The organism is Desulfosporosinus acidiphilus SJ4, assembly GCF_000255115.2.
Taxonomy (GTDB): Bacteria; Bacillota; Desulfitobacteriia; order Desulfitobacteriales; family Desulfitobacteriaceae; genus Desulfosporosinus; species Desulfosporosinus acidiphilus.
This window is the reverse complement of record NC_018068.1, coordinates 611,334-634,832: the sequence shown is the minus strand read 5'-3', so window position 1 is coordinate 634,832 and position 23,499 is coordinate 611,334. Positions and strand designations below refer to the sequence as shown.

Below are 23,499 nucleotides of genomic sequence, written 5' to 3'. Positions count from 1 at the left end.
GTGCTCCTCTCCTCCCCTAAGAAAGAAGTATATAATTGAGTAACAAGAAATTTTCATACTATTATGTAAAACCGATCCTATTAATAATTTCATCTTAGCCCCTGAAAAATTGAATTTCCGTTGATGCCGCTCAACAGCATTAAAGAGATTTAAAGATATTTAATAGTTTTAATAACGTCTTCCATACTAAAATGAATGATTAGAAATATTATACCTTCTTTTTTCAAAAGAGGGAAATTGTCAAAAACAGACGAATACAATCGATCTTGTGTCAAAAAGTACCATTTGACGAGACAACTTGTCATGATATACTACAGTTGTCTTCGACAAAAACAACAAATTTTTGCAGTCACAATAAGGAGGATATCCATGAAAAAACAGTTTAAAGTCTTCGCAGGAATTCAAATGGCTTTGCTCATGACCACTGTTGCTATGCCGGCACAAGCTGCCCTTCTTATAGGTGGTTCACAGTCCTTACCTGGTTCTGCTTCGGGATCAGTAGTTACCCTTCGGTCGACAGCATCGGGAACGCCGCAAGTAGTTTCCGTTCCGACGACATCTGAAACTCAGCCGCCAACGACTGTCACTGCGACCCCATCGACTCCGAGTTCAGCGCCGACTGTCAACACCTCGCCGTCGATAAATTATTCCGGCAGTGTCGTTTCCTTAAAGAATATTTACCCCACAACGACAATTCCTTCAACTTCGGTGACTGTTCCAGGTTCACCGCAAGGAACTACTACAAGCAACTCAACACCTACCACCGTTCAATCTCAGCCGGTAACTGTGACCATAGGACAACCAAACCTAGGGGGAGGAAGCGTTGTTTCCTTAAAAAATATTAATCCGTCTTCCCCGGTTCCGGTAACATCGACACCAACACCTTCTAATCCATCCTCAAACCCATCACAATCGTCTTCCTCTTCAAGCACACCGACAACAGCTCCCACGACTCCGGCTATTCCCACGATTACTTCACTAACGCCTGACGAACAGCAGATGGTAGATATGATAAATCAGGAACGTGCTGCTGCCGGCGTTGCTCCCCTTAAAGTAGATTTCCGCTTAGTTTCTGTAGGACAAGCTAAGGCAAACGACATGAAAGCCAATAATTACTTCGCCCATACTTCTCCCACCTATGGCAGCCCCTGGGCCATGATGCAGGATGTCGGGTTAACTGTTGGCTGGGCAGGCGAAAACATTGCCGGAAATGACTCTGTTTCTGGAGCTATGGCGGCATTAATGCAAAGTCCGGCTCATAAAGCCAATATCCTTGACCCACGTTTTACTCACGTGGGCATAGGAATTGCTTACGGAAGTGCCTATGGTAATCTTTATGTTCAAGAATTTTTACAAGAATAAACTATTCAACTCGGTTTTACTCAAAAATCAACCATCATTCTTAAAATCTCCCCATTAAACAAAGCCCTGCATAACTAGTGGTTTAAATCACACTTATATGCAGGGTTTGTTTATAAAAACGTATAAATACCCATTATGCAACGGCCTCATTTTGTTTTCTTCAATCCTTACCCATCAACTTTCCCCAAACAGAATTTTTACGACTTTCCGGCTGACATTCCCTTCCTGATATTCTGCCGGAGATTCCCAATCCGCTTCCAGACTCAAAACCGTTTTTACGGCTCGTAAGACAGCATCTGGTTCACATCCTGCAATGAGATTGCTTCCTGACTCTACAGTTTCGGGACGTTCAGTGACATCACGCAAGGTTACATTAGGAATTTTAAAAAGGCAACACTCCTCCTGAACGGTTCCGCTGTCACTTAAGACACAATAGGCGTTTTGCTCTAAATGGACAAAATCAAACAATCCTAAGGGCTCAACGATTTGAATTCCTTGGCCGCCAAAAGATTGCCGATACTTCTCTAATTGGGAACGAGTCCGGGGATGAAGACTGCAAATTAAGGGTATCTCGTATTCCCTAACTAACCTTTGCAAAGCAGTAATCATCAGATTCAGCCGCCTCTCGTCATCTACATTTTCGGCACGATGCAGAGTCACAAGAAAATAGCCCTTGCTGCTGACGCTCATTGTCTTTAATGCTTGGCTGGCAGCGATCTTCTCAGCATAATAAGCCAGAACTTCTCCAATTGGATTTCCGGTAACATAAATTCTTTTTCCTTCGATGCCTTCCCTCAGCAAATTAGCCCGGCTTCTTTCCGTGTAAGGCAGCAAAATATCACTGCAATGATCAATCACTCGGCGATTAATTTCTTCAGGTACCCTGTCATCATAGCAACGGTTTCCCGCTTCCATATGAAAGACCGGAATCCGCAGACGTTTACCGATCATTGCTGTCAAAGCGCTGTTGGTATCGCCCAAAATAAGCAGGCGATTCGGTTTTTCCTTGAGCATGACTCTTTCACATTCACTGAGTATCTGACCAATTTGGCTCATCGGTGCAGAAGCTTGGCAATTTAGTAAATAATCAGGAGTACGCAGGTTAAGTTGAGCAAAAAATATATCATTAAGGGTTCGATCGAAATTTTGCCCGGTGTGCACAAGGATATGCTCACAGAGATTGTCCAGGATAGGTATAATCCTGCTCAAACGAATTATCTCCGGACGCGTACCTAGTATTGTCATGACCTTCATTCTTAAATCCCCTTCGGACATATTCAGCCTCCGACCTCTACAGTGGCAATAACTGTATTGGTATTACCGTTAATAACGGAGACTTTATTGCCTAGATTCGTAACGTAAATTCGATTCGTAGTCGGATTAACGGTTATCCCTTCCGGAGAAGCCCCGACCATGATGTTATCGATAACGACATTAGCTAAACCATCGATTACCGAGACATTATTGCTCCCCCGATTAGTAACATAGATTCGATTTGTAACCGGATTCACCCCAACACCGAGGGGATTCGAATTTACGGCAACCTTAGTAATAACAGTTTGACTTTCCCCGTCAATAACGGAGACATTGTTGCTCCAGAAATTAGCAACATAAATGCGATTTGTGAGAGGGTTCACTCCTATACCAAAGGGACCTAAGCCAACAGCAACATCCCCTTGCAAGGTATTTGTCCCCCCATCAATAATGGACACCTTATTGGAATTGGAGTTTGGAACATAAATATGCTCTTTAACTTCCATTGGGAATAACTGTTCCAAGTGTACCTGATAGACTTCAGTCAAATTTCCGGCAGGACTTTTTCCCCAGATTGAAATTCCCACCTCCTCTGAATTACAAAGAAACTGAAATTGAAAAGCATCAAACTCAGCATAATAGTTATTCGTTACCTCCCCGCCGGGAGGTAAGGTTAACACATCCAAAACATATTCCGTTTTTGTCTCTGTACTTGTCAAATAAAATCCATTAACACGAATCATGGTGCTCACTGAATCACGATTCGTGATTTTTACTGCAAGAGTGGAACTTGTTCTTTCGCCAGAGGCTTGCAAATTTTTGATAAATCCAGTTGATAATAAAGCCATCGTTCCATCCCCTTTGCTTAATTTAACCATTCCGGGAAAAGCTGCCTGGCACGTTCTCTGACAACTAAAGAACAAGCCTCATCTGGATTTTGACTCATATTGCCGCCGTGCCAGCGGTAGGCTAATAAATAATCGTTTAAAAAGCCGCAATTATAGGCACGCAAAAAACGAAACCATAGGTCATAATCGTGGGCCTGGGGCAAGTTTTCATCAAAATTGCCAATTTGCTTCAACGCAGAGCTTCTCATCATAACGGAAGAGCCATTGATAAAACATCCTTGAAAGAGGTTTTTCACCATCTCCTTTTTGTCAGGATAATAAGGTGAATTGACCTCGTATTGTACATGACCGTTGCCATCCATCACGATAAAGCTCGTGTAACTGAAGCCAAAACTCGGTTCACTCTCCATGAGAGCAACCTGTTTTGCAACTTTATCCCCTAAAAAAGCATCGTCGGCACTCAGCCAGCAAATGTATTTGCCGGTTGAGTGCAATAGCCCTAAGTTTAAGGTACTCGGAGTTCCTTTATTTTCTTTAAACAGATAGCGGATTTTAGGGAGGTACGGCTTCATAAGTTCTGACGTGCCATCTGTTGAACCATCATCAACAACTAAAACTTCCAGGTTGGGATAACTTTGCTGAAGGACACTTTCCAGGGCATAAGGCAAATACCTGGCGTGATTATAGGTGGGAATGACGACACTTACTTTCGGCGGCAGCATTAACGACCCTCCCGATATACCTTTTTCATCCATTCCACTGTAATCGGCAATCCTTCTTCCAAAGTCACTTTAGGGTCATGCCCCAAGTCTGCTTTCGCTTTGCTGATATCAGGGCGTTTGCTGACCGTATTGTGTTTGTCTTCCGGAAGATAATTGACGAGTTTGGGATCACCCTTCGTGTACTTAAGCACTAAATCACTGAGTTCATGAACGCTTCGATACTCTATTCCGCCAATGTTATAGACTTCTCCCGGCTTAAAGTTGGAAGTTACATTGGCAATGGTCGGAATCAGATCATCCACATACATAAAGACGCGGTGATATCCTTCAAAGACATCATAGGGGATACCCATTAAAGCCCGGTATATGAAAAGACAAATAACACTGCGGTAAGGATGATAATACTCTCCTGGTCCATAGGCATTGAACAAACGAAGTCGAACGATGGGAGATTGGTATTTCTTTTCGAAATTCAAAATTTGAACTTCATTGGCCCATTTTGTTAAGGCATAATCGTTATGCTGAATAATTGTCTTTTTCAAAGGTAAATCTTCGGTTAAGAGAGGTTCCGCTGCCTCACCATAGATTTCAGAAGAACTCGTGAATACTAATTTAAAGCCTTTTTTCAATTGCCATTCCAAGATATTGCGCGTGCCGATAACGTTTGTTTTCCACAAGGTGTCATAATAATGTTCTCCATTAATCCTTCCGAATTCAGCGGCTAAGTGAACTACATAATCATAGTTTTGCTCGAAAATCCGTTCCAATTGACGATATTCAGCAATGTCTGCCCTAAAATATCTCTCACCAGGATGGTGTTGTAAGTCAACTTCCCAAACTTCATGCCCTCGCTTTTTCATGGCTTCTACAAGTCGGGAACCTAAAGTTCCTTGGCTGCCCGTGATCAATACTTTGGCCATCTTATTTGCTCCTTTTTCCACTAATTCTTGTACCGATTAAGTTCTTTTGAATAAGATCGATAACCTTATCCTGAAAATTTGTCTTTTTTAATCTTCGGGAAAATGTTTTTTCATTAGGATCTAATTGGGTATTTGTTGTTTTGCTTAGATTTAAGGCTTTCTGTCGTTCAAGGATAATCCGATTGGGAGTTAATTGCCTGTTTTTATTGTTCGGTTCAGTCTGACAAGTGTTAAAACCGGCATCATGAAGTTCATTCGAGGAAAATAAGGGATCCTCCACCCAAACTGTATTTCCGGCAGCTTCCAGAGCCTTGATCAAATCACTGGCTCTGCTGTACTTTAGGTCTTTCACCCCTGCTTTGTAACTTACCCCCTTAACTAAGACTTCCTTTCCGGAGCCCACTTGCCGGACAATCTTATCCCGATAGTTCTGATCCGCCTTTTCGGCGCCTTCCAATAAGGGGGACGCACATACACTTTGCAGGAAACCTAAGTCTTTAGGCAAACATTCCCCGCCAATCCCCCAATCTGTCCCTAAAAGTTCGACGTTGCTTTTACTGTTCACCGCTCTTCTTAAATCTTCAAAATCCAGCGCTTGATCAACACAATAACTATAAATTTCTTCGGCAAAGGCTATATCGACATAGCGTTTAACATTTTCTATAACCTTAGACAACTCAGCAACTCGTATATCTGCCACTTCCATCAGTTCAGGCACTAAAGGTGAATAAAATTCGCGCCCCTTCTCCAGGCAGAGGCCGGTAAAAGCTCCCATGACTCTAGGGCTATCACAGACCGTTTTATCAACTCCAAACATGACCCTGTGAGGCACATGAATCAAAAAAATATCGGTTCCCAGTTGGAATCCTTTTTTCTCCAGAAAATCACGCACACGGCTCATAGTGCCCGGCGGTAAGGTCGACTCAACGGAAATCAGACAGCCTGGATGAATAATCATTTCTTCCAGGGCCGCAAACAGGTTTTCTGCCTGGCTGCCGGTTGATGGAGCCATTAACCAGACATCTATGCCAACCAAATCCCCATAATTGTCAGTAACTTCATAGCCTTGGCGCCTTAACTCCTGGACCCTTTTCCTGTTCACATCAACTCCGCTGACCTCTCCCGGGAATTTCTCACAGAGAAATGTGAAGAGATTAAAGCCGATATTGCCTAAACCAACGACACATATTTTCATTTTAGGTTCCATCCTCCCCATATCTCATCTCTATATGGTATGGAAGTCCACTTAATCTTGACACTGGGAAGGCGGTTTTTAACCCATTTCTTGCCACTTTGTCAAGGAATATATCATAGACTATAAAGAACCCGTTTTTTGAAAACTGACATGAACCGTGAATTTTGAAAGAAGACCTGTAAAGAATGATAAGACACCATTTTAAATTATTTCCTTCTGGAATGTATTAGGAGGTTTCATATGAAATTGGTGATTCCAGTTCTGAGTTTAGAAACCGGAGGAACACGCTATATTTATCAATTAGCCAATGAGCTGGCGGATAAAGGACACAATGTGGAAATCGTAGTCCCCGAAAACGCCTCCATTGCCTGGCCTCTGCGCACTCATATTACCCGGGTAAAGGAACTTACTCCGCAAGCCATACCTCCCGGAGATTTCCTGCTCCCTAATTTTTACCCCACCGTCTTTCCGGCTTGGAAATCCAAAAAAGGCCAAGTCGTTCGACTTAGCCTTGGTTATGAACCTATGTGGGTTCCGGAAGCAGAAAAAGCCCGAGAGTCCTACCTAATAGATGCTCCCATCATTTCTCTGTCTCAATGGCATCGGCAATTAATTCTCCAGGGGACCGGGCGAGACAGCACTGTTATACCCGGAGGAGTTGATACATCGGTTTTTCATCCTTGCCCCAAAAAATCCCTCTCCACAGAGCGCTTGACCATTGCCTATATCCTTCGTTCCAAGGAACATGGCTATACTTGGAAAGGCAGCGAAGAGTTTTGGGAAGCTTGCCGGCAAATAAAACACACTGTTCCTAACTTTGACATCCGGGTTGTCGCGACCGAAGGCGCAAATTACCCGGCGCCTGTTCCTTATGAAATCGTAAAAGCCCAAACGGACCGGGAAATGGCCCTTTTCTATGGTCAGGCGGACATTTTTGTTTCCACCTCCTATTTTGAATCCTTCTCCATGCCGCTGCTGGAAGCCATGGCCTGCCGAACTGCCATCGTTACTACAGATAACGGAGGTAACCGCGATTACGCAAAAAACGGGGAGAACTGTTTAATGGTTCCCCCCAGCGATATTGGCCAATTAACTCTTGCGTTATTACAGTTGCTGACACAGAAAAATGTACGGGATCAGCTTGCTCTAACCGGCCTGCAATTCGCCCAGCCCTGGACCTGGCGCCGCTCGGCAGATAAATTAGAGGCCTTACTGTTTAAGCTCAGCCATCCCTAGAGAAAGGGAACAGCTTTAAAATCTCTTGCCAAAATCTAATGTCACATTCCGCCTTCCGGTTCTGATTTTCTCGAGCTGCATTCCTTCCAAGCCAAGAGAGCGTCAATGGGGTCAGCCTTTTCGCCGTAAACCTCTAAAAAAGCCTTATTCTTCTGATCGTGGAACTTAGCAAAAATTATTATATTGTAGCCAAGCCTTTGAAAGTCCTCGACCTCCCAGCCTGAGCGATGCCGCTGGTAAGTTTCTCCCCCTAAACCATAATGATCAACGTCATTTTGTTGGAAAAACCCCCTTGGGGTAAAAATTATAACCCTTTGCGCAGCAATTTCCTCCACTTGCTGAAGGACGTCAAGTGCATCTTCCTTTTCAAAATGCTCAATCACATCAATGAGAGTCACACTATCAATAGAATTGGGCAGGAACAATTCTCTCATGCGTTCCGCTCTAAAGTTCAAGGTAACCAAGGGCTCATCGAACCTAGCCTTCTCTAAATAAGGTCGATGAGCATCCACACCTATTTTTATCGGGCAGCAAAACTGTTTCAGAGTCGTACCCAAGCCACATCCAATATCTAAAACCGTTCGGGAACCACAAAGAAGTTCATTAATTGATACGAGGAAATCTTTATGATTTACGACATTAACGGTCACTGGCTGAACATCCTTCCAATTGTTATTTTTACATCCTCTATTCCTACATCCTATTCAAATTGTCCAGTAAAGTGCCTTCAAGCACAAATCGCCCACTTGGACGCATAGTATGTAGTACCGAGCAAAAGGGAGGACAAACCATGAAAATTGTGTTTCCGGTTCTTAGTTTAGAAATGGGTGGGGGAGCACGTTTTATTTATCATTTAGCCAATGCCTTGCAGGATAAAGGGCATGATGTGGAAGTTGTTATGCCCCAAAAAGGAGCTCAAGTCTGGCCCCTGCGAACCAAATTAAGACGAGTAAATGAGCTGACTCCTTCCTCCATTCCTTCAGCAGATTTCATTCTGCCCAATTTCTATTTGACAGTTAAGCCTGCTTGGGAATCGCAAAAAGGACGGGTTGTGCGTCTTAGTCTTGGCTACGAGCCGCTCTGGGTACCCGATCCGGAAACAGCCAAGCAAACCTATCTGATCGGCGCTCCGATTATGTCCATATCTCAATGGCACCGTCAACTTCTTCTTAAGGAAACGGGCCTGGAAAGTACCGTCATTAACGCCGGTGTTGACACCTTAACCTTTCATCCTTATCCTAAGCGATCTACGGCAACCGGGCGCAAAAACATTTTTTATATAATGCGGGACCCTGCTTCCGGGTACACCTGGAAAGGAGGTCCGGAATTTCTAAAAGCAGTCAACGCATTAAAAAATCAGGTTGATTTTGACCTTACTGTTTCAATTCCTGAAAATGCCTATTTTGCATTCCCTGTTCCTTGCCAAATTAAAACCACGACCTCTGATCTTGAGATGGCCCAACTTTATGCTCAGGCCGACCTCTTTGTTTACACCTCTTATTTCGAGGCCTTTGGCTTGCCTCCCCTTGAAGCAATGGCCTGCGGAACTGCCGTGGTGACTACAGATTGCGGCGGAAACCGTGATTATGTTATAAATGGTGAAAACTGTTTGCTTGTTCCCCCCAGCGACTTCGAGCAGTTGAGTTCAGCGATTTACCGGCTTTTAAGAAGTGATGCCGAACGTCAAAGAATAGCTTCGGCAGGCCAGGCTTTTGCTCAAAGCTGGACCTGGCAGCGTACGGCAGATCAGGTCGAAGCTTTTTTACTAAGCCTAAAATAGAGTAATACTCTATAGGAGATAAGTTAATGAATTATGAAATAGTCATAATTTCCAACAGACTGCTCTTAAGCAGGGAAGCGCAATCATGCTTGGAAGGACTCAATAGTCGAATATTTAATGGCACTAATTATCCCTCATTTTCGAAAATTGTTAATGTCTCTATAACCTCGAGTAACTTTGAGACAATAATTATATGCAATGATAAAGCTCGGCCAACTCCTAAGGCCGTGGGGAAAATCCTAACAATGCTAGAAGATGGCTGGGGACTAGTTGCCCTTTATCGTTTTGGATTTTTTGGATTTAAAAAGGACTTAATAAGAAAGATCGGCTTTTTTGACGAGCGTTTTATCGGCGGAGGTTATGAGGATGTCGATTTCGCCAGAAGGCTAAAAGAAGCTAATATTGGTTATTATGAAAATGAGGAAATCGACTATATTTACCTGCCAACATCTTGGAACTATGAAAAATCAAGTTTTGCCAGAGATCAATATTTCAAAAAGTGGAAAGAAGAAGGTTATGTCATAACCAGAAGATTAGCCGAAGAAAAATATGACTATAACATTGGTCCCTACCAGGGCACAATATTTATTGAATTTGATAAATCAATTTTAATGCCCTATCAGGGCAATATTAAGGAAATCATAATGAAAACAGATTTAGAAGAATAATCTATAATCTTTCTTTTAGATTTATATAGGCCAAAAACCAGACTTAAATTATTCTTATAGTTAGTAAAGCCAATAAAGTGAAAGCAGACCTAAGTTACCCGCTTTCCACTTTATTGGCTCAATTAATTTAAAGAGTTCCGTTTTCAGAAATCTGCACTACAACCCTTCCTGCCAAGATAACTGAGCATGGCGTTTCCTGCAGATTGTCAAACCAGGTGAAACCGGGATCGTCATCAACTCAAAAGGACCAGTTTCCTTTAATAACTCTTCAATGGCCTGATAGGCGGTACCACACCATTCAGGCTGGATCAAGTATTCATTTCCGGGGTGGGTATCATGAAGCAGGATCAAACCATGGGGAGCCACAAAGGGAAGATAGTCCCGAAAATCTTGGATTACTGCTTCTTTAGAATGATCGGCATCAATGAAAAGCATATTTATCTGTAAAGGGTTTGCGGCAAGTTCTTTAGCATACTCCTGAGTAGTCCCGTTGAAAAACCGGGCTTTTACAGACGCTTCCATATAGCCGCCGGCATCCGAATTGATATCGACGCCAATCAGCTGTTCTGCGTAAGGGATAATTCGATTGAAAAGAGCACACCTACACAGACCGAGTTCCACATAAACCTTTGGCTGAACAACGGACGCCAGGTGAACAATAAAATCTTCATGCCAGTTTAAGTTCACTAAGATTCAACTCCTTTGCTCATTCCCAGGACACCTTCCAAATACTTTTTATTAAAAAGCACCTGAGGATTATCCGGACGAAATTTCCTTGCGATCTCATTATGCTTGTAGGCTAATTCCTGGTTACCCAAGCGGTCATAGCAAACGCACAACTGTAAATGCGGCAGCCATGTCCAGCAGGCTTCTATCCGGGGACCCCAGCTGTCAACGGGTTTTTCCAATTGAGTCGCCAGATTATACCAGAAAGCTCCTTGTTCATATTTCTTAGCCTCTAGAAAATAAAATCCTAAACGACAGCAAAACTCAGCTCTTGGAATCGCATATTCAAAGGATTTCATGAGGTACTCCAACTCTTTATCTTTCTGCCCTAACTTCTCAAAACATTCCGCGAGCTTCCCACAAGCAGAAAGGTTATCTTCAAGCCAACCTTGTCCTGTTTCCAAAAAGTCCTGATACACTTTAATGGCCCGTTTATAAAACTTATGATCAAAAAGCTCATTGCCATAGTAATATAAATCTCGGGGAGAAAACGACTCTCCTTCAGCCTTACGTTTCTCGTAGATTTTTAAATTACGATCGGAATCATTTCGTTCTATTCCTTTATGGGTTATACAAATATCAGAGTTCAAAATTGATCCGTAAACTTCCAGATACTCGTGCACAGCACCGATCCAGCGAAAATTCTTACTTCTTCTGACTAGCCTGTTTCGTCTTAAACTGAACGTAACTGCGCCGGATTGATCGAATGCCAAGAGGTAGGGCATATTAACGATATCTATAGATGTATCAAATTCCTTTTTCAGCTTTAGAAATTTTTCACGATCAGTATCAGCCAAAATATCATCGGCATCCAACCAAAGGATATAATCTTTAGTTGCTTGGCTAAATGCAAAATTACGCGCAGCCGCGAAATTATCAATCCAGGTAAAATCGGCTACCTCATCCGTATATCGACGTACAATTTCCTTCGTTTGGTCAGTAGAACCTGTATCTACAATTATAATTTCATCCGGAATTCCCTTTACGGAATCAAGGCACCGAGCAATAGTCTGCTCTTCGTTTCGGACGATCATGCATAAACTAATGGTAATGGTTTTATCCCCCATTCATCAGCACCTCAAAGTCATGATTTTAGGTCATACTCTATAATATTCGCTTTATGATCAAGTGGCAGCTTGACCAAACGCGACCTTTGGGGCCGCGTTTGGTTTTATTGATCTGAATTTTAAGGGGTAAACGTAATGATATTGAGATCAACACTGGAACCAGTAGTTCCCGAGGTAATATTTGTTGCCGTTGTTACGATAACTCTTACACTATACGTTGAACTAGCGCTAGTTGCCGGAACTACATCCACATAGGTGTTTGCAAGCGGGAATCTTTGGTTTCCAGATGTTGCAGAACTTCTGTTCAATATCCTCGTATTAACTAGTGTGCCATCTCTATACAAACGCGACTCGAATACAAAGGCCCAGTTCGCAGCTGTTACAAATTCAACTGCATAAGCATAATCAATTTTGAGTCGTTGGTTGGCTACAACGCTTTGCGTGACACTCGCAACGGTAACTTCAGTGTTTAAGGGCGGATAGACAGTAATTGGAGTAGTTGTGCCAGTGAAAGCTAGAGTTGGGGTTCCTGTGGCACCGGTGGCTCCAGTTGCTCCCGTTGCTCCTGTTGCTCCTGTTGTTCCGGCAGTTCCAGTTGCTCCCGTGGTTCCGGCGGCTCCTGTCGCTCCCGTTGCTCCTGTTTCTCCCGTCGCTCCGGCGATTCCTGTTGCTCCCGTGGTTCCAGCGGCTCCTGTCGCTCCCGTTGCTCCTGTTGCTCCCGTCGCTCCGGCGGTTCCCGTTGCTCCCGTAGTTCCAGCAGTTCCCGTTGCTCCCGTTGCTCCTGTTTCTCCCGTCGCTCCGGCCGTTCCCGTGGCTCCCGTAGTTCCAGCAGCTCCTGTTGCTCCTGTTGCTCCGGCGGTTCCCGTGGCTCCCGTAGTTCCAGCAGCTCCCGTGGCTCCTGTCGCTCCTGTTTCACCTGTCGCTCCAGCGGTTCCCGTGGCTCCTGTTGTTCCAGCAGCTCCTGTCGCTCCCGTTGCTCCTGTTTCCCCCGTTGCTCCGGCGGTTCCCGTCGCTCCCGTAGTTCCAGCAGTTCCCGTTGCTCCCGTTGCTCCTGTTTCTCCCGTCGCTCCCGTAGTTCCAGCGGCTCCTGTTGCTCCCGTTGCTCCTGTTTCCCCCGTTGCTCCGGCGGTTCCCGTGGCTCCCGTAGTTCCAGAAACTCCCGTTGCTCCTGTCGCTCCAGCGGTTCCCGTGGCTCCCGTAGTTCCAGCGGCTCCAGTTGCTCCTGTCGCTCCTGTTTCCCCCGTCGCTCCGGCGGTTCCCGTGGCTCCCGTAGTTCCAGCGGCTCCGGTTGCTCCTGTCGCTCCTGTTTCTCCCGTCACTCCGGCGGTTCCCGTAGCTCCCGTAGTTCCGGCGGTTCCGGTTGCTCCCGTGGCCCCTGTTTCTCCCGTCACTCCGGAGGTTCCCGTGGCTCCCGTAGTTCCGGCAGTTCCGGTTGCTCCTGTCGCTCCTGTTGCTCCTGTTGCTCCTGTCGCTCCGACGGTTCCCATGGCCCCCGTAGTTCCAGCAGTTCCGGTTGCTCCTGTCGCTCCTGTTTCACCCGTCGCTCCGACGGCTCCCGTGGTTCCCGTGGTTCCAGCAGTTCCTGTCGCTCCCGTTGCTCCTGTTTCACCTGTCGCTCCGACGGCTCCCGTTGCTCCAGTTATGCCCCCAAAACCTATCAGATCAAGTTCAGCGGGCAAAACACGATGTGCTGCCACTAAAGTACCTGAGGCACTCTTTCCCCAAGCCGAAATTTCCACGGCATCCGAGCTTGTATTAAACTGAAATTCAAAGGCATCAAACTGAGCATAGTAAAATCTAGTCGCAACCTCCCCAGGAACCAGCAAAAAATTTTCTTCAACGTATTGTGTCTTAACAGTTCCGGTGACAAAATAGCCGGATATTTGAACGTGGTTATTAATTGCATCATCATTTGTTATTCTTACAGTAAGTGATGCTGTTGGCCTTACTCCAAATACAGGTGTATTTTCTATCAATCCGGTAGTATATGAACCCATAAACTTTTCTCCTCGCATAATTATTTAAAGTAGTTAGCAAAAAAATCGTTGATTTGAACTCGGGTGCTAAATCTATTAACCTATTAGATTCTTTTGTATCGCGATATATTAAAAAATGCTCGCAAAAGGTTTCTTTATATAATATTTTTCTTGTCCTCCATTGGTTACAATTAAATTAAATATAGATATTTATCATTTAATAATTTTAAGAATTCATTTGATAAACAAATTAAAACAATGACTTGGCAAAAAGAATGCTGCACTACAATTCATACATAGTGCAGCTGGCCCTTGATATAGAAATTAATCTAATTTGTCAATGGTTAATTGTGCTCCAACTTCAGGTGCTGCTGTGAGTGTAAACGGAACAGCGGAATTGTTTACAAGCGTAATGACATCACCTGCTGCAAGGGTTAAAATAGCCTGCCCAGTTACCTGCCCAGTAGCCACCAACGCAGTAATTGGAGTAGATGCGTTGACCGTGCCATTCACTGCGATTGCAATTTCCGAGCCGACCCCAGCAGTTATACTTACACTGTAATCAATTTGATAATTACCGGCAAGTGTTACGGTTACCGGGGCAGTTCCCACAGCATGAGTTTCATTTACGAGTGGACCATTACTGCTAAACACGACCGGCGCTCCACCCGCAACTGTTTGTGCGACTGTATCCAGTGTATAAACATAACCGAATGCTGCTAAGCCCGCTCCTGTGGCACCCGTCGCTCCTGCAACTCCTGTTGCTCCTGCAACTCCTGTTGCTCCTGCGACTCCTGTAGCCCCCGTTGTTCCTGCGACTCCTGTAGCTCCTGTTGCTCCTGCGGCTCCCGTTGCTCCCGTTGCTCCTGCGGCTCCCGTTGCTCCCGTTGCTCCTGCGGCTCCCGTTGCTCCCGTTGCTCCTGCGACTCCTGTTGCTCCTGTTGCTCCTGCGACTCCTGTAGCCCCCGTCGCTCCTGCGACTCCTGTAGCTCCTGTTGCTCCTGCGGTTCCCGTTGCTCCCGTTGCTCCTGCGGCTCCCGTTGCTCCCGTTGCTCCTGCGGCTCCCGTTGCTCCCGTTGCTCCTGCGGCTCCCGTTGCTCCCGTTGCTCCTGCGGCTCCCGTTGCTCCCGTTGCTCCTGCGGCTCCCGTTGCTCCCGTTGCTCCTGCGGCTCCCGTTGCTCCTGCGGCTCCCGTTGCTCCCGTTGCTCCTGCGACTCCTGTTGCTCCCGTTGCCCCTGCGACTCCTGTAGCCCCCGTCGCTCCTGCGACTCCTGTAGCCCCCGTTGCCCCTGCGACTCCTGTTGCTCCTGTCGCTCCTGCGACTCCTGTGGCGCCTGTAGCTCCTGTGGCTCCTGCGACTCCTGTTGCTCCTGTCGCTCCTGCGACTCCTGTAGCTCCTGTGGCTCCTGCGACTCCCGTGGCTCCTGTAGCTCCTGCGACTCCTGTAGCTCCTGTAGCTCCTGTGGCCCCAGTGTCTCCCGTTGCTCCCGTAGCGCCTGTAGCTCCTGTGGCTCCTGCGACTCCTGTAGCTCCTGTAGCTCCTGTGGCCCCAGTGTCTCCCGTTGCTCCTGTCGCTCCCGTCGCCCCAGTGTCTCCCGTTGCTCCCGTCGCGCCCGTCGCTCCCGTCGTGCCTGAAATTCCCACAGGCCCAACAGGATTAAGTTCTGCGGGTACCAGTCTGTGCGCTGCAACCAATGCCCCTGTTGCATCTTTTCCCCAAACAGAAATCTCTACAGCATCGGAACTGGTTACGAATTCGAATTCAAATTCATCGAATTGCGCAAAGTAAACTCTCGTAACGACTTCGCCCGGTGCCAAAGCAAACACTTCCTGAACATACAGCGACTTTGTGCTTCCCGTCACGTAAAACCCTAAAATTTCTACGTTTGCAGCAGCCGTATTATCGTTTGTAACTTTCACAGTAACCGTCACCGTTGGTCTTACACCGGCAACCGGCGTATTTTCGATGACTCCAGTGGTCAATAAAGCCACTATCTCCATCTCCTTTCATCATTTTTATTTTGAATTTAAAACACGTTTAAAAAGGATTAACCTCCTGAGCAACCAATCTCTGTGCTGTCGTTAGGTTTCCTGCAGAATCTTTTCCCCAAACCGATACATTGACGGCTGAAGAACTTACGATAAACTGAAATTCAAAAGCATCAAATTGAACATTATAATTTCTTGAAGCTACGCCTCCTGCAGGCAGTGAAAACAGTTCTTGTACATACTGCACTTTTGTACTCCCGCTTTGGAAAAATCCCTCAATTTGAACTGATGCGCTTGTAATATCATCGTTTGATATCAATACTGAAAGCGTTGTACTTGGTCTAACGCCCGATACCGCAGTGTTATCTATCAAACCAGTCGTTAATGAAGCCATTCCCAGCACCTCCTTGTTTGCGGTACTTTATATTACGCAGCTTGTACACGATTTGTTACAGATCTCCTTAACATAGATCTTCACTGGATCTATAAGCATGACTCTGAGAAAAGTCTTTGAAAGTTACCATCTACCGATGGTCTTTAGATCGGATGCAATTCTGAAGAGATCATCGGCAAGACTGGTGTAGCCTTTCCGTTTGCCTCCACTCGCCTGATAGAAACATGGGTATCATAAGAACTTACAAATACCTGAAATTCGAAGTCATCATAAATGCTGTTAAAATTTCTTTGGTCTACAGTTCCGGAAGATATAACGAAGAATTCATCGACATACTTGAACTTTTGCTGTCCTTTATAAAAATAACCGTCAATTTGAACCGCAACTGTCGATGTATCCTCATTAGAAATCTCTACGTTAAGACTTACAGTCTTTTTCCCGACGCCATTCCAGGAATTATTAATTAATCCTGTTGTAAAATATGGCAAGCAATTCACCTCCAGGTTTAATAAGCTTCTTTATTATATTGGTTTTGTCCACTTAACGTTACAAATAAAGGTCTATTTTCATTAATATCCCATTTCAGAACTCAGACCTCAAGCAAGGTAACTTCGAAAGAAGAGTAAACCAGCGGTTATGAAAATAAACTCTTCTACCCAAAAAGAAGCGACTGCTAATTTAACTCAGCAGCCGACATCTCAACGCTTCTATAATTTCCCCCACTCTCTGCCCTCGTTCCTGATAATTTTACCTACCCTGGAAAAGTAGAGATTCTTGTTATAATCCCATTCCGGAGGACCTCCGCCTTCATAATAACCCTCTGCTCGCGGATGATACAAATGCACCGTTACCGCATCTGTCGGACAATATTTACAGCCATTCTGCAATAAACGATCGATCAAATCCCGATCATCATAGGCAATCCCGATAAAATCTTCATCGTAGCCTCCTATCTCGGTAAATTGACTGCGGTGCAAAGCCATCAAAAATGGCATCCTTGTATCTAACCCGATACAGCCGTCGAAAATTTCCGGTTCAAAGGTTCCGTTATTTCTGTCGACACTTGCCAACAAAGCACCCGTACGGTCATCTTTTCCCACAGGAATAGCTAATAGTTTCGGCTTATCTAAGATCGGCTTGATAAGCTTAGCTATGGTTTCATTGACATGAAACATTTCCGCACAGCACATAACCAAAATGTCCCCGGAAGCCTGCTTTACCCCAATATTTATCGCGAATCCGGGCACTCGCCAAACTGGAGCACTACCTACATTTCTTTGCCCGGTAAAAATATAGTTCAAATTAAGCTTTTCCTTGAACTCGTTGCAGATCTCTTCTGTTTCATCCTCTATACCGTCATTGACCACAATGGTTTCAAACTCATAAGGGATCGTCTGGAGGGATAAGGAATAAAGGCCCCACCTTAACAAATGAGTTCTCTGGAAGGTGGTAATTATGATGGATACCTTATGCTTCGGGGCTTTCCTTTGAGAGGTAACTTTCTTTATCATAAGTTCTTTAAAAATGGCCTGTAGTAACTGCTGCCACTTTTGTCTTGCATCAGTATCACAAGGAATGATTTCAAAGTCATATTCCGGATAGGCTAAGGCGGTTTGAATAGAATTCGTGACGAGTTTGTCGGCTCGCCGGAGGTTTTCCTCTTGCTGCTCATTGTCTATATCTAAGGATCTAACATTATCTTGCAGAAAGGCTATTGTATAACGTGTTTCATCAATGGTATTAATAAATGCCGCATTTTGCAGTATCACTTCGACTTCCGGATGATGTCGATAAATATAGTTTCGGGCCTTATCCGTGTAATTGCCCTTTATCCCGGCAATTTGCTGATGGACATTAACTGAAGCAGGCAAGGATTCTTGCAAAGTTGTCCAAAAAACTTTTTCCTCCATCGATCCTAAAGATAAATCATTGCAGACGGCAATTTTAATTTCCTTAGAAACTGCCTGCGTTGTTGCTAAACTATCAAGTTCTCCCCACTGAAAATGATAGGCGATGCTGTCAAAGGCTGTTTGATGCTTTATCCCCAAGGCCTGAAGTTTTAACATTAAAGCGGTATCCCCGGATAGGCAAGCTTCTCCCCTTCGAGCAATCACCGGCTGATTTAAATCACTGCCCAAAACAACCTGTCCTTCCGGATAGCCCCCGACACTTAGGAAATGTTCTTTACGGATTAAAAGGGGCATAAACAGCCCGCCGTCCATTAATTTGGATTCTGAAAGCCCTCGGGCAAATTCCAAAAACTCGTCCTCTCGATACGTGGAATAATCCCTGCCGCAGTCTCTTTCCACTCCGTACTGACCGCTGGGCAGCTTCCCGGACTCCACTAAGCGCGAAGCAACACAATTCTTTCCGTCATAAGCACGCCACAGATGATCAAACCAACCCGCTGAAAAAGCCATATCCGTATTGATAAAAATAATAAAATCTCCCTGGGCTTTGGCCGCAGCAAAATTGTAGGCACGATATACATTATTGACATACCATTCCTTTTGCTGCTCGGGAGTATTGGTAAAAACATAATGAGGAATGTAATGATCGGCTAAATAATTCAGCACGGACGCGTTGGCATCATTAGCCACAAAGTAAAATTCTTTATCACTCATATCGTTATACTTAAAGACCTGTTCATAAACAAATTTCAACCATTCCACGCTCTTATAAACCAAACAGACAATAGAAAATCTCGGTCGGAACACTTCTTCCCGATAGCTTTCCACATAGGCAAGAGATTCCTCAAAGGTCAAAGGCTGGGGCTCTGCGTCATCGACCCACAAACCTTCCGGAAAGAGTTCCTGAGGAACCCTTGCGGTTACAAGTTTCTCCTCGCTGATTAAGCGATCCAGCATATCATAGCCCCGTTGTCCGTGGGACTTATAAATAAGATACTTATAAGCCAGCCGCTGCTTAGAGGAAAAACCGTAATGCAAAACCTGGACGTCAAGAGTCCATTTTACGCTCCGGATCGTTGAAGGAAATAACGGTTGATGAAGTCCGGGTTTAGTGTCGTAAAAACGAATTCCGGGGACAACCCGCCAGAGGCGGCAAAACCAGCCTTGATCATACAAGCTGTCCATCCTTTGCCATGAATTACTGCGCCAGAGATTTATCTCATGCATATTGACAGCGTCGAACTGATTTTCATCACACTCTCTGCATAACTCTTGAAGTTTCTCCGCGGCATTGGCCGTCAGCACTTCATCCGCATCCAGCCACAAGATAAAATCCGGGTCAAGCTTTAGAGCCTCCTCCAAAAGAAGCTGCTTGTGGCTTCGCTCGTTCACAAAGTCATTCTTCGTGCCTCTGATTACATAGGGAGTTCGTTGAAGCAAATATTCGTAACTGCCATCTGTACTGCCGTCATCATAAACCACCAAATGACTCACTAAAGGCAGGACATAATTCACAAACCGTTCCAGGTTGTCCTTACAGAGTTCATTATAGATTTGGCATATACAAACGATGCTGTAGTTCTTCAACGTAAAAATTCTCCTTCATCTCGAAATTGTTCTATTAAAAGGTGTTGTTTTTTTAATAAAGCTGCCGTTTCTTCAAAGGTCATAAGAAAATCTCCGGAACTATACTCTTTTACTAAAGGCTGTTGGCCGGGTTCTGCCACAAACAGTTCAGGAAGCATCGGCTTAATGGCATAATAATCGCCCCGATCATAGGCCCTCCAAGCCTCTTCTTCGGAAATTAAAACTTCGTGCACTTTTTCTCCCGGGCGAATTCCTGTATAAGTTATGGGAATCTGGCGGTTTCCAATGAGGGCTTTCGCGACATCCTCAATCCGGGCTGCGGGAATTTTAGGAATATAGATTTCACCGGGTTTTGCCCCTGTCAGAGCTGCAATAATGGTATCGACAGCACTTTCTAAGGGTAATAAAAAGCGGGTCATTTCTTTCGTAGTAATCGTTAGAGGACCACCATGCTTGATCTGCTCATGAAATAAGGGAATCACCGAACCCCTGGAAGCCAAAACATTACCGTAACGTACGCAAATAAATCTCGTCTTGGGAATGAGCACATTGGCAGTGATAAACATTCTTTCCTGCATAGCTTTGGAAATTCCCATCGAGTTTACCGGCTTACAAGCTTTATCCGTTGAAACTCCAACAACTGTTTCTACTGGAAGATTGTTTTCGGCAATGCCGCGTATGATATTTTCCGCTCCGATGATATTCGTTCGCACAGCCTCAAAGGGAAAATACTCACATGACGGAACTTGTTTTAAAGCTGCCGCATTGATAACAATGTTGGCATCCTTTAATACCGAACAAACGGACGGATAATCCCGGATATCTCCGATACGAAACTCAATTAAGCGAGTGAAATTGTCATAAATAACTTCGTCCGTAACCTTCTGTTTATTCTGATACTCAACCCGCATGGCATGTTGCTTTGCTTCATCCCGGGAAAAAATAATAATTTTCTTCGGGGAACCAAGCTCCTTTTTCAACAGTCGGCGGGTCAGGACCTTACCCAGTGAACCCGTTCCCCCGGTAATGACGATGACTTTATCATCAAAAAGTTCCATGTTCATCCCCCTTGATAGACCTCTTAACGTATTTGATATGGGCCTTGCAAATAGTGGTGATGCATCTCACGGATCAGTTCTGCCCACCCGGGCGGATTATAACCCGTAAGAGCGCGGAATTTGGAAGAGTCTAATGATCGATCCAGCCGAATACTGTTATCCGGTTCAATATCAATCGTTTTCTTGTACTTTACGGCAATAAGTTTAAGCAGCTCATATTTTGAGATAGGACTGGTTGATACGTGATAAAGTCCGCTTAATTCCGGATTCGGGATTACGTAGTCACGGATAATCCTTGAAAATTCAACGGTGGGCAACCCGGAATAGACGACTTTTCTAAACCCCCGAACCTTTTCCTTCTGGCCCAAAAACCATTCAACCAGCCCGAAGTTACCTTTTAATTCATGGCCAATAATGGAGGTGCGAAGCGTAAGGCAATGAGGATAGGTAACTTCCCCAAGAAATTTAGTCCTCCCGTAAAGATCAGCGGCATTCGAAAAATCACGTTCATCATAATTCCCTTTTGACCCATCAAAAACACAATCTGAACTGATGTGAATAAAGCGCGCACCTGAGGCACTGCAAAGCCGGGCTAAGCGATGGGGTAACAGGGCGTTCACCGTTAGCGTCGTGATTGGATCTTGGGCTTCGGGAAGCTGTTTAATGATTCCAATACAATTCACAACGATATCGGGCTTAACCTCAGACAAAACCTTGACAATACAGTCTGTCTGCAGAATGTCTATACCGGAGTAGAGCTTCTTAATTTTGGCGATTGACAGCCAACCCGATAATTCCTTCGCTGAACGAACCGTGGCATAGACATCGAGACAGGGTGCTTCCGAAAGATAATTAAAGAGGGTATGCCCTAACATCCCTGTTGCGCCCAGGACCAATACTTTTTTCATACCCTTCTCTCGCTCCTTATAAAAACCTAACCGTGTCAAATTGTTCTTTGGCTTTTTCAAGATCCGCCATCGTCCCAATGTCAAACCAAAGGTCTTGACTCTCATAGCTCACAACCTTGGCTTGTTCAAGGAGAAGGCGCTGAACTAGGTCCGGCATATCAAATCGTTGATTTTCTGGAATCAAGGGAAGAATTCTCTTATTAACCACATAAATCCCCATGCTTGCCCAATAGTCCATCGATGGTTTTTCTGAATAAGAAATGATTTGACCATCCTTCGTTTCCAAGACCCCGAATGACGAACTAACAGACTTCTTATGCACCGCCACCGTCATATCAGCCTTTGTTGCTAAATGATGGTCATACAACCTCCTAAAGTCTAAGGTTGTCAATTCATCCCCATTGACAACCAAAAAATTGTCTTCTAAGTTATCAACCAATCTTAAAGGACCTGCCGTTCCTAAAGGGGTTGTTTCTAGTGAATAACGAATGGTTAAGTCGTAATAGCTTCCATCTTGAAAGTAAAGTTTCATAAGATCAGCAAGATAACCTAAGCACATGATGATTTCTTGAACACCTGCAAGTTTGAGTTGTTCCACAAGGATCTCTGCAATGGGTTTATCGCCAATCGGAAAAAGAGGTTTGGGCAAAATTCGGGAAAATGGATCTAACCGTATTCCACGACCGCCCGCCAATATAATGGTTTGCATTGTCTTCCCCCCTTCCCCTATATCTGGTATTTTCCTATTTGAAAACGGTTCAAATGACCGGAAATCCACTCCATCGTCTTAGTGATCCCTTCTTCCAAGGAAACACGAGGTTCCCACCCGAGAATTTCCTTAGCTAAGCGATTATCCGCCAGAAGACGGTTAACCTCACTGCGTTTCGGGCGAACCCTGGACTCATCGATGAAAATCTGGGCCTTGCTTCCCAAAGTCTTTATAATAACCTGAGCCAACTCTCCAATGGATATTTCTTTTCCCGAGCCAACGTTGATGACCTTACCAAGAGCAGCTTCCCTTTGTGAAGCTTTTAGAAACCCATCCACTGTATCTGTTACAAAAGTAAAATCGCGTAAAGTTTCTATATTGCCAAGTCGTATTTCCTGAGAGGCCACAGCCTGGGTAATCAGCGTTGGTATAACGGCCCTCGCTGATTGCCTCGGCCCGTAGCAATTAAAGGGCCTAACTGTCACAACAGGTAAGTCGTAGGCAGCATAAAAGCTTTCAGCCAACTTATCCGCCCCGATTTTACTGGCTGAATACGGAGACTGGCCTTGAAGAGGATGATTTTCGTCGATAGGAACGTAGCGCGCAGAACCATAGACTTCACTGGTTGAAGTATGAACAATTCGTTCCACGCCAAGATCCCTTGCGGCTGTAAGAACATTAAATGTTCCCATAACATTAGTTTCCACGACTTCCCGAGGATTTTTATAGGAATAAGGAATTCCCACTAAAGCACCTAAATGAAACACAGTATCGCACCCTTTTAGCGAGCGCTCAATAACATCAGCATCGCGCAAATCCCCGGCAACGATTTCGATTTCATCAAGAATCCTCGGCTCCAAATCCTCTAAGTTTCCACGACCATCACGGGAATTATAACGAATAAAAACACGGACTTTAGCCCCATTCCTGACTAAGTTTTCCGTGAGGTGACTGCCGATAAAGCCACCGGCTCCTGTGACCAAAACCCGCTTTCCCTCCAACACTTTTGACGTTTCTCCCTTCAACACTGATTGCTATATCCTATGTCAGGGTTCGTATATCTGACACACTTTGTACAATAAAGCAATCGGATTCCTGCAGGGATGCAGAAGGGAGCCCTTCGTTTAAGCAAAGGGCTCCTTTTTCCGAGTTTTAATCGTAGTAAATTTTGACCTTCTCGATAGGATTTT

Annotated in this window: 21 protein-coding genes; 4 read left to right on the top strand and 17 right to left on the bottom strand. The window is 44.8% G+C overall.

All coding sequences use genetic code 11. From position 1 onward, the window contains the following. Positions 1–369 precede the first annotated feature (369 nt). A complete protein-coding gene (locus tag DESACI_RS03070) occupies positions 370–1,362 on the top strand; it encodes a CAP domain-containing protein (protein ID WP_014825705.1) in 993 nt (330 codons plus the stop codon). Between the two features lie 174 nt (positions 1,363–1,536). Here DESACI_RS03070 and wecB read toward each other — a convergent pair whose 3' ends face one another. From wecB to DESACI_RS03045, 5 genes are read right to left on the bottom strand one after another with little or no spacing between them, the layout of a single operon-like run. After that, positions 1,537–2,616 carry a non-hydrolyzing UDP-N-acetylglucosamine 2-epimerase gene (gene wecB, locus DESACI_RS03065; RefSeq protein ID WP_041276233.1) on the bottom strand — a complete coding sequence of 360 codons (1,080 nt, stop codon included), beginning with the start codon at positions 2,614–2,616 and terminating at the stop codon, positions 1,537–1,539. A gap of 23 nt (positions 2,617–2,639) precedes the next feature. Beyond that, a complete protein-coding gene (locus tag DESACI_RS03060) occupies positions 2,640–3,464 on the bottom strand; it encodes a YncE family protein (RefSeq protein ID WP_041275949.1) in 825 nt (274 codons plus the stop codon). Between the two features lie 17 nt (positions 3,465–3,481). After that, on the bottom strand, positions 3,482–4,186 hold the full coding sequence (locus DESACI_RS03055) for a glycosyltransferase (RefSeq protein WP_014825702.1): 705 nt from the start codon (positions 4,184–4,186) through the stop codon (positions 3,482–3,484). Beyond that, positions 4,186–5,106, bottom strand: a complete 921-nt coding sequence (locus DESACI_RS03050; RefSeq protein ID WP_014825701.1) for an NAD-dependent epimerase/dehydratase family protein — start codon at positions 5,104–5,106, stop codon at positions 4,186–4,188. The genes DESACI_RS03055 and DESACI_RS03050 overlap by 1 nt, the downstream gene beginning before the upstream one ends. Position 5,107: 1 nt before the next feature. Further along, positions 5,108–6,301, bottom strand: coding sequence for a nucleotide sugar dehydrogenase (locus tag DESACI_RS03045; protein ID WP_014825700.1), 1,194 nt, complete (start codon positions 6,299–6,301; stop codon positions 5,108–5,110). A 240-nt stretch (positions 6,302–6,541) separates the two neighbouring features. On the opposite strand from DESACI_RS03045, the gene DESACI_RS03040 reads away from it, so the two are divergent. After that, positions 6,542–7,537, top strand: coding sequence for a glycosyltransferase family 4 protein (locus DESACI_RS03040; RefSeq protein WP_014825699.1), 996 nt, complete (start codon positions 6,542–6,544; stop codon positions 7,535–7,537). Between the two features lie 41 nt (positions 7,538–7,578). On the opposite strand, the gene DESACI_RS03035 is transcribed toward DESACI_RS03040, so the two are convergent. Further along, the gene (locus tag DESACI_RS03035; protein ID WP_014825698.1) at positions 7,579–8,187 is read right to left on the bottom strand and encodes a class I SAM-dependent methyltransferase; all 609 of its coding nucleotides are present in this window, start codon (positions 8,185–8,187) and stop codon (positions 7,579–7,581) included. A 140-nt stretch (positions 8,188–8,327) separates the two neighbouring features. On the opposite strand from DESACI_RS03035, the gene DESACI_RS03030 reads away from it, so the two are divergent. Continuing rightward, positions 8,328–9,317, top strand: coding sequence for a glycosyltransferase family 4 protein (locus tag DESACI_RS03030; protein WP_014825697.1), 990 nt, complete (start codon positions 8,328–8,330; stop codon positions 9,315–9,317). Positions 9,318–9,343: 26 nt separating this feature from the next. Beyond that, positions 9,344–9,985, top strand: coding sequence for a glycosyltransferase family 2 protein (locus tag DESACI_RS03025; RefSeq protein WP_014825696.1), 642 nt, complete (start codon positions 9,344–9,346; stop codon positions 9,983–9,985). 156 nt (positions 9,986–10,141) lie between these two features. On the opposite strand, the gene DESACI_RS03020 is transcribed toward DESACI_RS03025, so the two are convergent. The 11 genes from DESACI_RS03020 to DESACI_RS02970 all read right to left on the bottom strand — a co-directional run bounded on the left by DESACI_RS03020 (position 10,142) and on the right by DESACI_RS02970 (position 23,313). After that, the gene (locus DESACI_RS03020) at positions 10,142–10,672 is read right to left on the bottom strand and encodes a class I SAM-dependent methyltransferase (protein ID WP_014825695.1); all 531 of its coding nucleotides are present in this window, start codon (positions 10,670–10,672) and stop codon (positions 10,142–10,144) included. Further along, positions 10,672–11,778, bottom strand: coding sequence for a tetratricopeptide repeat-containing glycosyltransferase family 2 protein (locus DESACI_RS03015; protein WP_014825694.1), 1,107 nt, complete (start codon positions 11,776–11,778; stop codon positions 10,672–10,674). The genes DESACI_RS03020 and DESACI_RS03015 overlap by 1 nt, the downstream gene beginning before the upstream one ends. Positions 11,779–11,897: 119 nt before the next feature. Continuing rightward, positions 11,898–13,775, bottom strand: a complete 1,878-nt coding sequence (locus DESACI_RS03010; RefSeq protein WP_014825693.1) for a hypothetical protein — start codon at positions 13,773–13,775, stop codon at positions 11,898–11,900. A 303-nt stretch (positions 13,776–14,078) separates the two neighbouring features. Then, positions 14,079–15,746, bottom strand: coding sequence for a BclA C-terminal domain-containing protein (locus DESACI_RS03005; protein ID WP_014825692.1), 1,668 nt, complete (start codon positions 15,744–15,746; stop codon positions 14,079–14,081). A gap of 46 nt (positions 15,747–15,792) precedes the next feature. Then, on the bottom strand, positions 15,793–16,137 hold the full coding sequence (locus tag DESACI_RS03000) for a hypothetical protein (RefSeq protein WP_014825691.1): 345 nt from the start codon (positions 16,135–16,137) through the stop codon (positions 15,793–15,795). Between the two features lie 143 nt (positions 16,138–16,280). Continuing rightward, the gene (locus DESACI_RS02995) at positions 16,281–16,625 is read right to left on the bottom strand and encodes a hypothetical protein (protein WP_014825690.1); all 345 of its coding nucleotides are present in this window, start codon (positions 16,623–16,625) and stop codon (positions 16,281–16,283) included. A 219-nt stretch (positions 16,626–16,844) separates the two neighbouring features. Continuing rightward, positions 16,845–19,634, bottom strand: coding sequence for a glycosyltransferase family 2 protein (locus tag DESACI_RS02990; protein ID WP_014825689.1), 2,790 nt, complete (start codon positions 19,632–19,634; stop codon positions 16,845–16,847). Continuing rightward, a complete protein-coding gene (locus DESACI_RS02985) occupies positions 19,631–20,692 on the bottom strand; it encodes a polysaccharide biosynthesis protein (protein WP_014825688.1) in 1,062 nt (353 codons plus the stop codon). Before DESACI_RS02985 ends, DESACI_RS02990 begins: the two co-directional genes overlap by 4 nt. A 23-nt stretch (positions 20,693–20,715) precedes the next feature. Continuing rightward, a complete protein-coding gene (locus tag DESACI_RS02980) occupies positions 20,716–21,600 on the bottom strand; it encodes a dTDP-4-dehydrorhamnose reductase family protein (RefSeq protein ID WP_014825687.1) in 885 nt (294 codons plus the stop codon). A 16-nt stretch (positions 21,601–21,616) separates the two neighbouring features. Next, complete coding sequence (locus DESACI_RS02975; RefSeq protein WP_014825686.1) at positions 21,617–22,309, bottom strand: sugar phosphate nucleotidyltransferase; 693 nt, start codon at positions 22,307–22,309, stop codon at positions 21,617–21,619. A gap of 17 nt (positions 22,310–22,326) precedes the next feature. Further along, a complete protein-coding gene (locus DESACI_RS02970; RefSeq protein WP_041275948.1) occupies positions 22,327–23,313 on the bottom strand; it encodes an SDR family NAD(P)-dependent oxidoreductase in 987 nt (328 codons plus the stop codon). Positions 23,314–23,499: the final 186 nt, after the last annotated feature.

What these genes read in the sequence shown, in the direction of transcription:
- DESACI_RS03055 (WP_014825702.1), bottom strand. Translation starts at nt 4,186, where the DNA reads ATGCTGCCGCCGAAAGTAAGTGTCGTCATTCCCACCTATAATCACGCC.
- DESACI_RS02980 (WP_014825687.1), bottom strand. Translation starts at nt 21,600, where the DNA reads ATGAAAAAAGTATTGGTCCTGGGCGCAACAGGGATGTTAGGGCATACC.
- DESACI_RS02985 (WP_014825688.1), bottom strand. Translation starts at nt 20,692, where the DNA reads ATGGAACTTTTTGATGATAAAGTCATCGTCATTACCGGGGGAACGGGT.
- DESACI_RS03060 (WP_041275949.1), bottom strand. Translation starts at nt 3,464, where the DNA reads ATGGCTTTATTATCAACTGGATTTATCAAAAATTTGCAAGCCTCTGGC.
- DESACI_RS03050 (WP_014825701.1), bottom strand. Translation starts at nt 5,106, where the DNA reads ATGGCCAAAGTATTGATCACGGGCAGCCAAGGAACTTTAGGTTCCCGA.
- DESACI_RS02975 (WP_014825686.1), bottom strand. Translation starts at nt 22,309, where the DNA reads ATGCAAACCATTATATTGGCGGGCGGTCGTGGAATACGGTTAGATCCA.
- wecB (WP_041276233.1), bottom strand. Translation starts at nt 2,616, where the DNA reads ATGAAGGTCATGACAATACTAGGTACGCGTCCGGAGATAATTCGTTTG.
- DESACI_RS03045 (WP_014825700.1), bottom strand. Translation starts at nt 6,301, where the DNA reads ATGAAAATATGTGTCGTTGGTTTAGGCAATATCGGCTTTAATCTCTTC.
- DESACI_RS03000 (WP_014825691.1), bottom strand. Translation starts at nt 16,137, where the DNA reads ATGGCTTCATTAACGACTGGTTTGATAGATAACACTGCGGTATCGGGC.
- DESACI_RS03010 (WP_014825693.1), bottom strand. Translation starts at nt 13,775, where the DNA reads ATGGGTTCATATACTACCGGATTGATAGAAAATACACCTGTATTTGGA.
- DESACI_RS03025 (WP_014825696.1), top strand. Translation starts at nt 9,344, where the DNA reads ATGAATTATGAAATAGTCATAATTTCCAACAGACTGCTCTTAAGCAGG.
- DESACI_RS03030 (WP_014825697.1), top strand. Translation starts at nt 8,328, where the DNA reads ATGAAAATTGTGTTTCCGGTTCTTAGTTTAGAAATGGGTGGGGGAGCA.
- DESACI_RS03040 (WP_014825699.1), top strand. Translation starts at nt 6,542, where the DNA reads ATGAAATTGGTGATTCCAGTTCTGAGTTTAGAAACCGGAGGAACACGC.
- DESACI_RS03015 (WP_014825694.1), bottom strand. Translation starts at nt 11,778, where the DNA reads ATGGGGGATAAAACCATTACCATTAGTTTATGCATGATCGTCCGAAAC.
- DESACI_RS03070 (WP_014825705.1), top strand. Translation starts at nt 370, where the DNA reads ATGAAAAAACAGTTTAAAGTCTTCGCAGGAATTCAAATGGCTTTGCTC.